This is a genomic window from Pseudomonas profundi (assembly GCF_008638305.1).
Lineage (GTDB): Bacteria > Pseudomonadota > Gammaproteobacteria > Pseudomonadales > Pseudomonadaceae > Halopseudomonas > Halopseudomonas profundi.
On sequence record NZ_VTPZ01000002.1, the window covers coordinates 221,556 to 236,698 of the forward strand.

Genomic DNA, 15,143 nt, shown 5'->3' on the forward strand with positions numbered 1-15,143 from the left:
GTGGGCGGACAAATTGCAGGCAAGGCTAGCCCAACTGGTCGAGGAGGGCAAACCTCCTCCACCCGCTGGGCGCGGCCGGACATTTGTCAGTGGGCGCAGCTGTGGGGTGATCGTGATTAACCGACCAGAGCCGGCTGACTCCAACCCCAGGCCTGCCCAGGTATCGATCACCGGTCGCCCGGCCGCCGGACTGGCGCTGGTCATTCTGGCAGCGGTATTGCTCGCTGCATTGATGGTCTGGCAGGCCTGGCATGATTTCACGCTGGTTCGCAGTCAGCATCAGACGCAGATAGAAGAAAGCGTGTGGCTGACGGCCGAACAGGTCGGCCGCAATCTCGAGCTGAAATCCGTGGCGATCGAACAGTTGCTTGCGACGCAGCAGGACAGTGCTGCTGCGTCCCCGATGCAACTGATAAACGGGCTTGAAGAAGTCATTCGCGTCGATCTCAGTGAAGCGGATGCGGTTCACCCCGATCAGCCATGGATGCGAGTGGTGCACCGGCTGGCGTTGAGTGAGCAAACCTACACGGTCGCAGCCGACCCGGTTACCGGCCTGTTGCACTGGATCGTTGCCAGCCGTAACCCGGGCGAGTACTGGGTACTATTGGTCAGCGAACAGGCCATCGCCGAGCTGGTGTCGGCGTATCCGTCGCGCGGTTACACCTGGCTTCTTGAGGATACGGCCAGTGTGCGGGTGCTGGCGCGGCAGCGGACCGACCATCTGATATTTCTTGAGAACGCGCAGATGACGCGCGAAGAACGACAGCGGGTCTATGTCAGCGCGCCGGTCGAGGGCACGCTTTGGCAGGTTCGTGGCCTGGTCGATGAGGGCTACTACCGGCAGCAGCTCGGCCAGTTGATCAGCGCCAAGGCGTTGGTAGTGGCCGCGTTTACGGCAGTATTGCTGTTGATTCTCTGGGTGCTGTCGCAAATGCAGCGGACCAATCGCAGTCTTGAAGCATTCAACGCGGAATCCTACCGAACCCTGCAGCAGGCGGAGCGCCGTTACCGGGATATTTTCCAGAATGTCGATATGGCCCTGGTGCAGCTGGATCTCGCCGGCCTGCTTGGCTTTCTCGAGCAGCAACACCTGGCCAGCAGTGAAGAGCTGGATGTCTGGCTGAACAACAATCCACAGCGACATGACGAGCTGATGGGCCCGATCCGCGTGATCGACGCCAATCAGAATATGCTGGACCTGTTGGAGCTCGACTCGGTTGCCGCGCTGCAACAAGCCGTACAGCATAACCGCAAGCAGAAGATCGAGCGTAGCGGCTTCCGTTACGGTCTGGTCGCTGCGCTGGTAAACCGACAGACACGCTTCGAGATGGAAACACCGTTGCGGTCAGTCGGCGGCATCCTGCGCTACGTCTGGATAGTGATGCGGTTGCCGCCACAGATTGAAGAGCTGAACGCGGTAACGGTGAGTATTGCCGATATCACCGAGCGCAGACGCATTGAAACGACCATGTCCGAGCGCGAGGATTTCTGGGCCGGGGTGGTCAAGGCCGTGCCAGATATCGTTTACATCAAGGATGTTCAGCACAACCAGGTGGTGTTTGCCAACCGCTCCCTTGCACGATCATTAGGCTATAGCCGGCAGGAAGAGGCAGCGTTCCCGGCGGACCCTCAGCAGACCTTGTTGCATCCGGATGACGTCGAATATATGCAGATCAACCGCAATCTGCAGCAAGTATTGCCCGATGAGAAAATCCTCGACTGGCGCATTCGCTGGCGCCGCCGCGATGGCGGCTGGAACTGGTTCGCCCTGCGGGTAAAGGTCATGTCGCGGCTGCCTGACGGGCGAGTGCATCAGGTTATCGGCACGGTCAAGGATGTAACCCACCAGACAGGTATCACCGAGAGTCTGAAGACCAGTGAGCAGCGCTATCGGCTACTGGCTGAAAACATCAGCGATGTCATCTGGTCTACGGATATGGACTTCCGGCTCGACTATGTCAGTCCCTCGGTAATCGGCGTGTTGGGCTTCAGCCCCGAATTCATCATCACCAACGGTTTTGAAGAAGTTGTCGCGGGTAAACGTTTCACCCAGTTCATCACCGCGCTGGTACGCGAGATCAGGCCGCAGCTGGCAGATCCGGCGGCAGCGGAACGTTTGCGTCATGAGGGTTTCAATCGCCATACCAGTTTCGATTGCATCAAGGCTGATGGACACACCTGCCCGGTCGAACTACGAGTATCGCTGATGTGGAGCCCATACGGCCGGTTTCTCGGGTTGCTGGGTATCGCCCGCGACATTACCGAGCAACGGCGCACAGAGAATCGTCTGCGCATGGCCGCGACAGTCTTTGAAAATACCACCGGCGCGATTGTGGTTACCGATCCGGCTGGTTATATCGTTCAGATCAACGAGAATTTCAGTCGCATCACTGGCTATACGCCCGATGAGGTGCTCGATCAGTTGCCTTTGCTGCTGGCTTCCGACTATCACAAACCCGCTTTTTACCAGGAGCTCAGAGCCGAGCTTCGCGCAAACGGCCGATGGGAAGGCGAGATCTGGCAGAAACGCAGAAACGGTGAAGACTACCCGACCTGGGCAGGTATCAGCGCTGTGCTTGATAGCGATGGCGACATGGTCAGCTATATCGGGTTCTTCGTGGACATCAGCGAGCGCAAGGCAAGCGAAGCACGTATCGAAAGCCTGGCATATTTCGATGCGCTGACCGGGCTGCCCAATCGCACCCTGTTCCAGGATCGGCTTGCTGGCGCATTACAGGTTGCCGAACGTCGCAAGGAATGGGTGGCAGTATTGTTCCTTGATCTCGACCGCTTCAAGCCGATCAATGACACGCTGGGGCATGCGGCCGGCGATACCATGTTGAAAGAGGTTGGCCGACGGCTGCGCTCATGCATTCGTGAGAGCGATACCGTTGCGCGTATGGGTGGCGATGAGTTCACCATGCTGCTCATCGGCCTGCAGACGCGGGACGCCGCACTTAAGGCCAGTATTCATGTAGCGGAAAAAGTACTGCGGGCGCTCGCGCCGGGCTTCCTTTTGCAGCAGAAGGAGTTTTTCATCAGCGCCAGTATCGGCATTGCCCTCTATCCGCAGGACGGCGTTGAAACGACCGTGTTGCTGAAGAACGCCGACACCGCCATGTACCATGCGAAGGAAATGGGCAAGGACACCTTCCGCTTCTATCAGGCGGAGATGAATGCCCGTGCAGCTGAACGCCTGAATCTGGAAAACGACCTGCGCCGCGCCTTGCACAACGACGAGTTCACGCTGGATTACCAGCCGCAGTTCAGTTGCTCGGACCGTCACCTCACCGGTGCGGAGGCGTTGCTGCGCTGGAGCCATCCTGAGCTTGGGAATGTGTCGCCGGCGGTGTTCATTCCTATCGCCGAGGAGATAGGCCTGGTCAGCGCTCTTGGCGATTGGGTGCTGGATCGCGCTTGTCGCCAAATGGCCAGTTGGCACGACGCTGGTCATTTGCTGCCGCGTCTGGCGATTAACCTGTCTGCCCGGCAGTTCAGCGCAGGGCGCCTGGCCGAACAGGTCGCCGAGGTCATCAGTCGGTATCGACTCGAGCCCGGTTGCATCGAGCTGGAGCTGACCGAAAGCATCCTGCTGCAGGATGTCGAAGACACCATGCGAACGCTGGCCAGTCTCAAAGAGCTGGGCGTGCAGATTGCGATTGATGATTTTGGGACCGGCTATTCGTCGCTCAAGTATCTCAAGGACTTCCCCATCGACACCTTGAAGATTGATCGCAGCTTTATCCATGCGATGTATGAAGGCAGCCGCGATGCGTCATTGGTGCAGGCAATCGTTGCCATGGGACGAAGCCTGAAGCTGAGGGTGGTTGCCGAGGGCGTGGAAGGACCGGGACAACTGTCGTTGCTGCGCAATTTCGATTGTGACGAGGCGCAGGGCTTTCACCTGGGCCGCCCAGTGCCGGCTGATGAGCTGCTGGAAACCTGGCTGCAGGGCACATGAGTGGGTTTCGCGAGGGGGCTGAGCGCTTTTCATGTGCCAGCTCGCCCGCGTTGAGGTAAAATGCCGCCTCTTTTCGAACGACCTAGCGGGGGCCGTCACAATGTTTAGCCGTTCCAACGATATCGCCAGCTTCGATGCCGAACTCTGGGAAGCCATGCAGCAGGAGGCTCAGCGTCAGGAAGAGCATATTGAGCTGATCGCATCCGAGAACTACACCAGCCCGGCCGTCATGCAGGCGCAAGGTTCTGTACTGACCAACAAGTACGCCGAAGGGTATCCGGGCAAGCGGTACTACGGTGGTTGCGAGTATGTAGACGTCGCGGAACAGCTGGCCATTGATCGGGCCAAGCAGCTGTTTGGCGCTGATTATGCCAACGTCCAGCCGCACGCCGGCTCCCAGGCCAACAGCGCGGTATTCCAGGCACTGCTGACGCCTGGCGACACAGTGCTGGGCATGAGCCTCGCTCATGGCGGCCACCTGACACACGGCGCCAGCGTGAATTTCTCCGGCAAGCATTACAACGCGGTGCAGTACGGCATTAATACTGATACCGGTCTGATCGACTATGACGAGCTGGAAGCGCTGGCCGTCGAGCACAAGCCGAAGATGATCATCGCGGGTTTCTCAGCGTACTCACAGATCCTGGATTTCCCCCGTTTCCGCGAAATTGCCGACAAGGTTGGCGCGTACCTGTTCGTCGATATGGCGCATGTGGCGGGTCTGGTGGCTGCCGGGGTGTATCCGAACCCGGTGCCTTACGCAGACGTAGTGACCACTACGACGCATAAGACCCTGCGCGGTCCACGTGGCGGTCTGATTCTGGCCCGCTCCAACGAGGCGCTGGAGAAGAAGCTCAACTCTGCTGTGTTCCCGGGCGGGCAGGGCGGTCCCTTGATGCACGTGATCGCCGCCAAGGCGATCTGTTTCAAGGAAGCGATGAGCGACGAATTCAAGACCTACCAGCAACAGGTAGTGAAGAACGCCCAGGCTATGGCGGAAGTCTTTATCGGACGCGGTTTTGACGTGATCTCCGGCGGGACCAAGAATCACTTGTTCCTGTTGTCGCTGATCAAGCAGGACATCACCGGCAAGGACGCGGACGCTGCGCTCGGCCGTGCGTTCATCACTGTTAACAAGAACGCGGTGCCGAACGATCCGCGCTCGCCCTTTGTCACCTCAGGGCTGCGCATCGGTACCCCCGCGGTCACCACGCGCGGTTTCAAGGAAGAGGATTGCCGTCAGCTGGCTGGCTGGATCAGCGATATTCTTGATGCAATGGGCGATGAGTCGGTGATTGATCGCGTTCGTGAACAGGTTAAGGACATTTGCAAGCGCCTGCCGGTGTATACCGACTGAGCCCAAGCGCTGCGGTATAAACCCCTGCCAGGCACTGCCTGACAGGGGTTTTTTATGCGTGACGGCTGAGGTATTCATTGTCATCATGACACTTGGCCATTAGTGAGACGAAGAGAGATAAAGCTGATGAAAGGGATGATCGGCGGCATGGCGGTGCTTATGGCGTGCTGGATAGGCAGCGCGGGCGCGGATGAAATGGTTTCAGACCCGCCTGAAGTGCAGCCCAGACCGATGGTGGAAGTCGCCTTGATGGATTTTCCGGGCTACGCGGAGCTCAATGCAGACGGTGAAATCGTAGGCAAAACGGTGCGGCTTACAGCACGACTGTTAGAGCAGGCGGGGTATCCGTATCACATGCGTATCCTACCGGCGGCGCGTATCTGGCGAGGTCTCAAGGATGGTAGCGTCGATATATGGCCCGGTACCCTCACGCGCTCCGGTGGGGAGTACTTCACGCTACAGACGGATCGCTCGTTGGGGCTGGTAGGCATCCACCTGTATTACCGGCCCGGCGAACCGGCCCCGGTCTGGCCGGAGGGGCTGCATGGTAAACGTCTCATTCTGATGATGAACCACCTCTACACTCGGGACCTGCTGGGTGTCATTGAAGATCCCGCTTTGGAAGTAGCTATACATCGCGCCAGTTCGCATGCCGGGTCGGTAAAAATGCTTCTACGTGGCCGCGGCGACTATCTGCTTCACTATCGATCCCAGGTGGGTCCGGTGGTGGCACAGATGGGTATTGATCCGCTGCCATCGCTGCGGATTGTTGAACTACCCATGCGATTCGTTCTGTCTCAACGCTCAGGCTTCGCCGAGCAGCTCAAGGCTGATCTGGACCGGGCCTATGACGAACTGGCGAAGCAGGGGGCCGAGCTCAACGTTACGCGACAATAAATCGGGCAAATACGCCTGGGTTTGGGCAGGCTAGGGCTTCTCCAGCAGGGGGTTGCCGAACAGCTCAATATAGCGTTCGCCAAGTCGGGTCGACCCGACGTGATTCAGATGGTGCTCGTCCCGGTACAAAGGAATGCCACCCAGCACGGTTTCGCAACGTTGATCGTTGCAGATGGCTTTCTTCGGATCGATCCAGGTCACGTCTGGAAACTGGTCCTGCACGGCTTGCTTGAAGCTTTCGAAACGGGCCTGCCTCTGGCGGACCTGCGTCGCATCTATCGAGCAATCGTCCATGTTCTTCAACAGACATTCGGCATACGCACTGGATGGCAGCTCCGGGACGTCTTCAAGCATGATCACACGGTGCCCCTGAGCGTGCAGCCAGGCCACGGTATCCAGAAAATATCGCTGGTACGATCCGTTCTGCAGGTAGGAATTCCACCAGGCATTGACGAATACTGTCATGGGTCGCCGTTGCAGGTAGTCCGCCAGTGCGCTGTTGCGCTGGATCTTTTCCGGGTCGGCGAAGGCATCGATGGAATGTTCCGGAATCACAAAGGGCGTTGATGCACCCGTTACCACCAGCAGCGCGTGCCGGTCTTCGACAATCTGCTCGACAAAACCCAGCAAGGCGAGGGCGTGGGAATCGCCGATCAGTATGGCGTCGGGCTCGTCGTTTGCGGCTTCACGGCCGACTATGCAGGCCTCGCTTGTATCGAAATCAGCGGGATCGCCCTTGAAGCAGGGCTTATACAGGTCTCCAGCGTTATTCTGGGCGATGATGTTATACAGCTCGCGCCGCTCTTCCGGGATGCGGAAACTCAGGTCGTCGGCGAGGCGGATAGTCGTCTGGATAGCCCAGACCACCAGCACCGGCACAAAGACGAAGAGGACAAAGGATTTTCTGAAGCTCCATGGACGGTGGCGGTAGCGATTCTCTACATAGCGGAAGCTCAGCCACGACAGCACCAGCACGGTAGCCATCAGCAGCAAGCGATTACTCCAGGTCAGCTCGATCAGCTGATAATGCATCAGCGCCACCGGCGGCCAATGCCACAGGTACAGCGAATAGGATATCCCGCCCAGGAACACCATGATGGGCAGGCTCAGCAGCCGCGCAGTCAGGGTGCCGCTCTGATGCAGCCCTGCGTATATCACCAGGGCGGTGCCCAGGGTCGGCCACAATGCGTTATACCCCGGGAAGTGATCCTGCGAGGTAAGCAACAGGGCCGTGGCACAGATCATGGCGACGCCGAGCGCGGCGAGTATTTCGGCGCTGCGCTGTTTCAAAGTCGGCAGCTGGTGGCCGAACAGGGCTACACCGGTGCCGAGCATGAACTCGAAGAGACGGGCAGGTAGCAGATAGAACGCCGCAGACGGGTAGGCGTTGGCGAGATACACCGACAGTCCAAGTGCGGCGATCAGCGTCATACAGAATGGCCAGAGACCGTTGCGATCCTTGCCGAAACGGTAGGTCAGATACAGGACGGGTGGCCAGATCAGGTAGAACTGTTCCTCCACTGCCAGAGACCACGTATGCAGCAGCGACAACGAACGGGTTTCCGGAGCGAAGTACTGGGTCAGCTCGTGAAAATAGTAGACGTTGCTTAGCCCTGCCAGCGACGACAGCCAGCTTTTTGCAAAGATGTAATAGGCATCACCGATGTAATAAGGCGAGATCATTACAAAGGTGACGCTGGATACCAGCAGGAACAGCGGCAGCAGCCGGCGAATACGTCGGGCGTAGAAATCGCTGAACCGGAACGAGCCTTTCTTCAGGGCGCGTTGCAACAACTGGGTGATGACAAAACCGGATATGACGAAGAACACGTCCACGCCGATAAAGCCGCCTGCGATCCCCGGAACCTGATAGTGGTAAAGAATGACCAGAATCACGGCCAGCGCACGCAGCCCTTCGATGTCAGTGCGGTAAGTGGGGGTGGTCTTCAAGAAGAACTTCCTGAGATAATCGCAAAGCGCGAAATTATAGGCGCTGCAAGGGTAATCAGAAAGATTGATTGTGTAGCGCCGCTTTGCGGTCACAACAGGACTGAAATGGATTTTCATCAAGCCAACGGATGGTTATATGTCTACAGAACGCTTCAAGGTATGTTCTAACGGTCGCCTGGTAGAGGGGCAGGGCGAGGATCAACTGCGGTCGAATCTGCACAAGGCCGGTTTTCGGCCCGAGCAGATCGAAACACTGCTGGCCGGCAAACCGGCCACCATCAAAAAGGGGCTCGATAGGGAACAAGCGCAGCTTTATCAACGCCGGTTAGAAGCCGCCGGCCTGCTGGTGGACATCCTCCCCGAAGCGACGCCTGCTGGCGAGCCAGCACAGGCTGAGCCGACTGCGCAGTCGGGGCTATCACTGGTATCAATCGAAGAGCCGGTCAGCGAGCGTCCCGAAACCGATGGACCGACCCACCGCGAGCCCCCGGTTCCCGAGCTCAAGCCTGCTACCCCGCGGCGCAGCGAGCCGGTGGTATTTACTGGCCAGGGTAGCGAATTCTTCGGTATCTGGATCGTCAATCTGTTCCTGATGGTACTGACCCTGGGTTTCTACGCCCCCTGGGCCAAGGTACGCGCACTTCAGTATTTCTACGGCCACACTCAAATCGATGGCAGCAGCTTTCAGTACCTTGCCGATCCATGGGTGATTTTTCGCGGACGATTGATTGCGCTGGTTGCGGTAATCGTCTGGGTTGTAATTTCCGAGTTGTCGCTGATCGGCTCCTTGATCTTGCCATTGTTGTTTCTTCCGGCGCTGCCTTGGGTGGTGATGCGTTCGTTGCAGTTTCATGCGGTGAACAGCGCGTACCGCAATATTCGTTTTGACTTCAAGGGCAGCTACGGTGGCGCCTGCATGGCCTTGCTGGTGTGGCCGATCTTTGCCCTGTTGACGCTGATGATCGCCGCACCCTATAGCCTGTTCAAATCCCACAGCTATGTCGTCAACAACAGCCTGTTTGGCACCATGCCGTTCCGCTTGAAATTGCAAGGCACCGACTATTACGTGTTCTTCCTGCGCATTATCGCCGTCGGGGTGGGCTGCGCGCTGTTGGCAACAGTGCTCGGCAAGCTGGCGCACCCAATGCTAGCCATCCCCATCGGAGTGATCGGCTATCTGGCACTGTTCGGTTACCTCATGGCGGGCCTGACCAATATGGTAATGAATGCCACCGTACTCGGTATGCACGGTTTCGAATCACAGCTGGGTAAGCGTCGGATGGTCTGGATATTCGTCACCAACAGTCTGTTGATCATGCTCACCCTCGGATTCTTCACGCCCTGGGCCAAAGTGCGCATGGCCGCGTACCGCGCCAGTTGCACGGCGGTTGAGATCCATGGCGACCTGGATGGATTCATCGCTGGGGAGGAGCGACGCGCGAGTGCGATAGGTCAGGAAGTTGGGGAGGCTTTCGATGTCGGCATCTCCATCATCTGAACGGGGAAAGGGTCTGTTGACGTTTCATCGCGGTCGCGACGGAGGCCCGTTTGGTGCAGAACAAGGCGCGAGGAGTGAAATTTGGTTGTTCCAAATGAGCGACGAGTAACGCAGTGCTGCGCTAAACGGGTCCCGTCCCTTCGGGTTGCGCGGCAAATGACGCCATGCGGCGTTGCGGGACTTGGCAAGGGAACAACCATTACCTGCGTCCCGCGCCTTGCGGATCGCCGCCCGGCCTTGCGCCATTTGACACAGCAACGCGGCTCGCGATGAAACGTCAACAGACCCTAACCGGCACCTACCTTGACGGGCGGACGAGCAAGAGCCGCCCCGCAAGCGTGAGGCTGGAGAACAACCAGCTGCACCTGCGCTTCAAGGATGGCGATTATCTCTTTGACAGCAATGATCTCCGGCTCGGTATGCGGGTCGGCAGTGCGGGTTACTACCTGTATTTGCCGCGCGGCGCGGTATTCGAAACCGCCGACCAGAATGCGCTGGCGGAGCTGGCCAATGCGGCGGGCATCAAAGGCTCGCAGGGTTGGTTGCAACGTCTGGAAGCCAGCTACCGGCTGATCGCAGTCAGCGCTTTGGTCGTCATCCTCTGCGTTGCCGGCAGTCTCGTTTACGGCGTGCCCTGGTTGTCCCGGCAGATCGCGGAGCGAGTGCCGGTCGCGCTGGAAAACCGCCTGGGTACTGAGTCGCTGGCTGCGCTGGATGGCATGTGGTTGGCGCCTAGCGAACTGGCGCCCGCGAGGCAGCAGCAGGTACATGACGCGTTTGCGCCCTACCTGGCGCGGCTGACTGAAAGTCACCCGCAGCACAGCCTGCAGTTGCTATTACGCTCCAGCGATGACCTGGGCGCGAATGCGCTGGCACTGCCTGGCGGCACCATCGTGTTCACTGACGAGCTGATCCGCTTGGCTGAAGACGACTGCGAGCTGATAGCAATCATGGCGCACGAGGCGGGCCATATTCTTCATCGCGATACCATGCGTGGCATTGTGCAGAGTTCGCTGGCGCTGTGGCTGGTCATGTCGATTACCGGGGACCTGTCTGCTGCGTCGGACCTGGCCACCAGTGTGCCGGCCGTTCTGGCGAATCTGGGTTATTCGCGGAACATGGAAAGCGAGGCGGATGATTTTGCGCTGGAGTTCATGCTGGCCAATCAGCTGTCGCCGACCTGTTTTGCCAGCATCATGCAGCGACTCGACAGCAACTCTTCGGAGGGGGGCGGTCAGTCAGACGGGTTGTCAGGATTCCTTTCAACCCATCCGCCAACGCCGGAACGTATAAAGCGCTTTCTGGATCAGACCGCCGCTGTGGAAGGCTGACGCAGTTGCAGTACGTTCAGGGTCCGGTCGCGAACGCGCTTGAGCAACTCGGCGTCTTCGACCAGTGATTGCCCGTAGGAGGGAACCAGTTCCTTCATGCGGGCTTGCCATTCCGGGCTTTCCAGACGGTCGCTGAAACAGCGGCGCAACACGTCGATCATGGCCTGAACGGCAGTCGATGCCCCCGGCGACGCGCCAAGCAGAGCGGCCAGAGTACCATCCTTCGCAGCGACGATTTCTGTACCGAATTCCAGCTTGCCGTGGCCCTTTGCATCCTTCTTGATGATCTGCACGCGCATGCCGGCATTCTGCAACCGCCAGTCTTGCTCGCGCGCGAGCGGGAAGAAATTGCGTAGCGATTCTACCCGGTCCTTGTGGGACTGGAATGATTCTGCAATCAGGTAGCGGGTCAGATCCATATTGTCGCGGCCCACAGCCATCATCGGTGCGACGTTATAGGTCTTGACCGAGGAGAACAGGTCGAACACCGAACCTTTCTTCAGGAACTTGGTGGTGAACCCGGCGAAAGGCCCGAACAGCAACGCAGGCTGGCCGTTGATGATACGCGTGTCCAGGTGCGGGACGGACATCGGTGGCGCGCCGACCGGAGCCTTGCCATAGACCTTGGAGTGATGACGCTGCACGATTTCCGGCTTGGTACAGACCAGCCATTGACCGCTGACCGGGAAACCGCCGTAACCCTGGCTCTCGTCGATATGGGATTTCTGCAGCAGGGGCAGTGAGCCGCCACCGGCACCCAGGAAAACGAACTTGGCGTTGATCGAGAGTTCCTCTCCGGTTTTCTCGTCTTCCACGTCGACGCGCCAGTGCCCGCGCTTGCTTTTGCGCAGTGCATTGACCGAATGGTTCAGTCGCAGCTCGAATCCTGCTTGCTCGCGAAGGTGAGCGATCATGCTGCGGGTCAGTGAGCCAAAATCGACGTCCGCGCCATATTCGACCCGCGTACCAGCGACTTTCTCCCCAGCTTTGCGCTGTTCCATCACCAGCGGCATCCAGCTTGCCAGTTGCTCTGGGGACTCGCTGAACTGCATGTCCGCAAACAGATGATGGGCGCTCAGCAGTTGCTGGCGCTTGCGAAGGAAGGCTACGTCTTTCTCGCCCCAGACGAAGCTCTGGTGTGCGGTCGGATTGATGAACTTGCGCGGCGCCGGGAGAATGCCCTGTTCGACCAGATGCGACCAGAACTGCAGGGTCACTTCGAAGGACGCGTTGATATTCAGCGCCCGGTCTATGGTTATGTTGCCGTCCGGTCCTTCGGGCGTGTAGTTCAGCTCACAGTAACCGGCGTGACCGGTTCCAGCGTTATTCCAGCCATCCGTGCTTTCGTGAGCAACGTGGTCCAGGCGTTCGACCAGGGTAATGGTCATATCCGGGTCCAGCTGTTTGAGCAACATTCCTAGCGTAGCGCTCATGACACCACCACCGACCAGCAATACATCTACGTTTTTTGCTGTCATTAACATGTCGCCTCTTACCTTGAAAATCCGGGCCAATGATACCGGTTTATCACAGGCGGTGACATACGAAATGCCTTGACACAAGACCAAGGTAGGGCGGATGTCACTTGACCGTGATCATGGTCCGCCCGCCATCGGTAGTTTATGCTGCGCTCCTTTATGGCGGGAGTCAGCCTGCCGATTTCATGACGGGGAAAGGCAATGCAGGACGTGGTAATCATCGGCGGTGGTGTGATGGGATGCTTGTCAGCTCTGAATCTGATCAATGCCGGACTGTCAGTAACATTGATCGAGCGCGGCAGTACCGGCCGTGAAGCTTCCTGGGCCGGCGGTGGCATCGTGTCGCCGCTTTATCCGTGGCGCTATAGCGAAGCTATCAGCGCACTGGCGCAGTGGTCGCAACATTACTACCCCGAGCTTGGCACGAAGCTGGCTACCGAGACCGGAATTGATCCTGAAGTGACGACCTGTGGCCTGATGTGGCTCGACCACGAAGAGCAGGAACAGGCGCTGGCTTGGGCCGCCCAGCAGCACAGCCCGCTGCAGCTGATGGAGTCGGCTTTCGTTTATGAGCAGGTTCCGCAACTTGCTTCAGGCTTTCAAGGTGCCTTGTGGCATGGGGGGCTGGCCAACGTTCGTAACCCGCGACTGATGACTGGGCTGAAGGCCTGGTTGACGCAACAGCCTGCGTTCACTTTGTTGGAAAATACCGAAGTGACTGGCTTGATCGAGGTTAACGGGCGGGTAACCGGCGTACGCCACGTGGCGGGAGAACACAAGGCCGGTGCGGTCGTGCTTGCCGCAGGTGCCTGGACTGGTGACTGGCTGGGGGGCGTCGGTCTGGATCTGCCGGTGACTCCGGTCAAGGGTGAGATGCTGCTATACAAGCGCGAGCCGGGTTGGCTGTCCACCATGGTGTTGTATCAGGGGCGCTATGCGATACCCCGGCGCGACGGGCATATCCTGGTTGGCAGTACGCTCGAACACGCCGGTTATGACAAGCAGGCAACTTATCAGGCCTTTTCATCGCTGCGCGAATCAGCGATCCGCATGCTTCCCGAGCTGGCTGATGAACAGCCGGTTGGCCATTGGGCAGGGCTGCGTCCGGGCTCACCTGAAGGTGTGCCCTATATTGGTGAAGTGTCGGAGCGTCCGGGTTTATGGATAAATGCCGGGCATTATCGCAACGGTCTGGTGCTGGCCCCGGCCTCCTGCCGGTTGCTCGCGGACCTGATGACCGGCACCCGCCCCGCAATCGATCCGTCACCTTATTCGCTGGAAGACCGACTCAGCGCAGCGAGCTGAGGGTCAATCCTCAAGGCCAAGCTTTTTCAGGCGGTAGCGCAGTGAACGGAAGGTCAGTCCAAGGCGTTTTGCCGCAGCGGTCTTGTTCCAGCGTGTTTCCTCGAGCGCCTGCATGATGGCCTGGCGCTCGATGTCATCGAGGAAGTCTTCAAGCGAATCGATCTGGTTCAGTGCCGGCTGTTGGTCTGATGGGGTATTCGGGATCCCGGACAAATGAATATCGCCCACATCGATGATGTCGTCCTCACATAACGTGAAGGCGCGCTCGAGAATGTTCTCCAGCTCGCGGACGTTCCCGGGGAAGCGATAATTGCAGAGCATTTCCTTGCACTCTGCAGTCAGTCTCGGGATTGGCATATCGGCTCGTTTCGCCAGCCCGACGAGGACGTGTTCGGCAAGCTGGGGAATGTCGTCACGTCGTTCGCGTAGCGGGGGCACGCTGAGCTCGATTACATTGATGCGATAAAACAGATCCTGGCGGAATCGCCCCTCGGCCACCTCCGCTGCCAGATCCTTGTGCGTTGCGCAGAGCAGGCGCACGTCTACCGGCTCTTCCTGCTGGGTCCCCACCGGCCGTACGGCTTTTTCCTGAATCGCACGCAGCAGTTTGACTTGCATGGCGATTGGCAGGTCGGCGACTTCGTCAAGAAACAGCGTGCCGCCTTTGGCCGCCTGGAAAAGGCCTGGCTTGTCGGCGACGGCGCCACTGAAGCTGCCTTTGCGATGGCCGAAGAATTCGCTCTCCATCAACTCGGATGGGATGGCGCCGCAGTTCACAGGAATAAAGGGTTGTGCAGCGCGTGGCCCCAGCGCATGAATGCGACGTGCGACCAATTCCTTGCCGCTGCCTGACTCACCGCTGATATACAGCGGCGCCTGACTGCGTGCCAGTTTGGCGATCTGCTTGCGCAGCTTCAGAATGGGTGGCGATGAACCGAGTATAGGATCGGCGGGTGCGTTATTTGCTGCGCTTGTCACGGGTTCGCGCAGGCGCAGGGCGCTGGTAACCAGATCCCGTAGGCGCTTGAGGTCAACCGGTTTGGTCAGGAAATCGAAGGCACCGGCTTTCAGTGCTGTGATAGCAGTGTCCAGGCTGCCGTAGGCAGTGATCATGGCGACGGGCGTATCGGGCGCGTGCTGCTGAATGTAACGCACCACAGACATGCCATCGCCATCCGGCAGACGCATATCCGTCAAACAGAGATCGAAGCTGTGCTCGGCCAGCAGGTCAAGCGCCTGGGTGAGGGTGGTCGCGCTCCGGGTACGCACCTCCATCCGCTTGAGCGTCATGTCGAGCAGTTCGAGGATATCCGGCTCATCGTCAATGATCAGTACCAACGGATTGTTCATGCGATCCATGCACTCC

At 58.7% G+C, this 15,143-nt stretch carries 9 protein-coding genes; 6 read left to right on the forward strand and 3 right to left on the reverse strand.

From position 1 onward, the window contains the following. The first annotated feature begins 112 nt into the window (after positions 1-112). The 3 genes from FZE95_RS04070 to FZE95_RS04080 all read left to right on the forward strand — a co-directional run bounded on the left by FZE95_RS04070 (position 113) and on the right by FZE95_RS04080 (position 6,215). Entirely contained in the window at positions 113-3,961 is a 3,849-nt protein-coding gene (locus FZE95_RS04070) for an EAL domain-containing protein (RefSeq protein WP_150299549.1), read from the forward strand. 100 nt (positions 3,962-4,061) lie between these two features. Then, a complete protein-coding gene (gene glyA / locus FZE95_RS04075; RefSeq protein ID WP_150299550.1) occupies positions 4,062-5,318 on the forward strand; it encodes a serine hydroxymethyltransferase in 1,257 nt (418 codons plus the stop codon). Between the two features lie 126 nt (positions 5,319-5,444). Then, the gene (locus FZE95_RS04080; RefSeq protein ID WP_150299551.1) at positions 5,445-6,215 is read left to right on the forward strand and encodes a substrate-binding periplasmic protein; all 771 of its coding nucleotides are present in this window, start codon (positions 5,445-5,447) and stop codon (positions 6,213-6,215) included. 30 nt (positions 6,216-6,245) lie between these two features. On the opposite strand, the gene FZE95_RS04085 is transcribed toward FZE95_RS04080, so the two are convergent. Continuing rightward, positions 6,246-8,165 carry an acyltransferase family protein gene (locus FZE95_RS04085; protein WP_223824956.1) on the reverse strand — a complete coding sequence of 640 codons (1,920 nt, stop codon included), beginning with the start codon at positions 8,163-8,165 and terminating at the stop codon, positions 6,246-6,248. 136 nt (positions 8,166-8,301) lie between these two features. Here FZE95_RS04085 and FZE95_RS04090 point away from each other — a divergent pair, with 136 nt between their 5' ends. Together FZE95_RS04090 and FZE95_RS04095 are read left to right on the forward strand one after the other, a co-directional pair. Further along, positions 8,302-9,663, forward strand: a complete 1,362-nt coding sequence (locus FZE95_RS04090) for a YjgN family protein (RefSeq protein WP_150299553.1) — start codon at positions 8,302-8,304, stop codon at positions 9,661-9,663. A 269-nt stretch (positions 9,664-9,932) separates the two neighbouring features. Next, positions 9,933-10,994 (forward strand): M48 family metallopeptidase, encoded by a 1,062-nt coding sequence (locus tag FZE95_RS04095; RefSeq protein WP_163984130.1) that lies wholly within the window; start codon positions 9,933-9,935, stop codon positions 10,992-10,994. Here the strand turns inward: FZE95_RS04095 and mqo are convergent. Further along, entirely contained in the window at positions 10,970-12,472 is a 1,503-nt protein-coding gene (gene mqo, locus FZE95_RS04100) for a malate dehydrogenase (quinone) (protein WP_150299555.1), read from the reverse strand. The two genes, FZE95_RS04095 and mqo, sit on opposite strands and share 25 nt — an antisense overlap. A 201-nt stretch (positions 12,473-12,673) precedes the next feature. On the opposite strand from mqo, the gene thiO reads away from it, so the two are divergent. Next, positions 12,674-13,777, forward strand: coding sequence for a glycine oxidase ThiO (gene thiO / locus FZE95_RS04105; protein ID WP_150299556.1), 1,104 nt, complete (start codon positions 12,674-12,676; stop codon positions 13,775-13,777). Between the two features lie 3 nt (positions 13,778-13,780). Here the strand turns inward: thiO and FZE95_RS04110 are convergent, their stop codons facing one another. Continuing rightward, positions 13,781-15,127 carry a sigma-54-dependent transcriptional regulator gene (locus tag FZE95_RS04110; protein ID WP_150299557.1) on the reverse strand — a complete coding sequence of 449 codons (1,347 nt, stop codon included), beginning with the start codon at positions 15,125-15,127 and terminating at the stop codon, positions 13,781-13,783. Positions 15,128-15,143 lie beyond the last annotated feature (16 nt).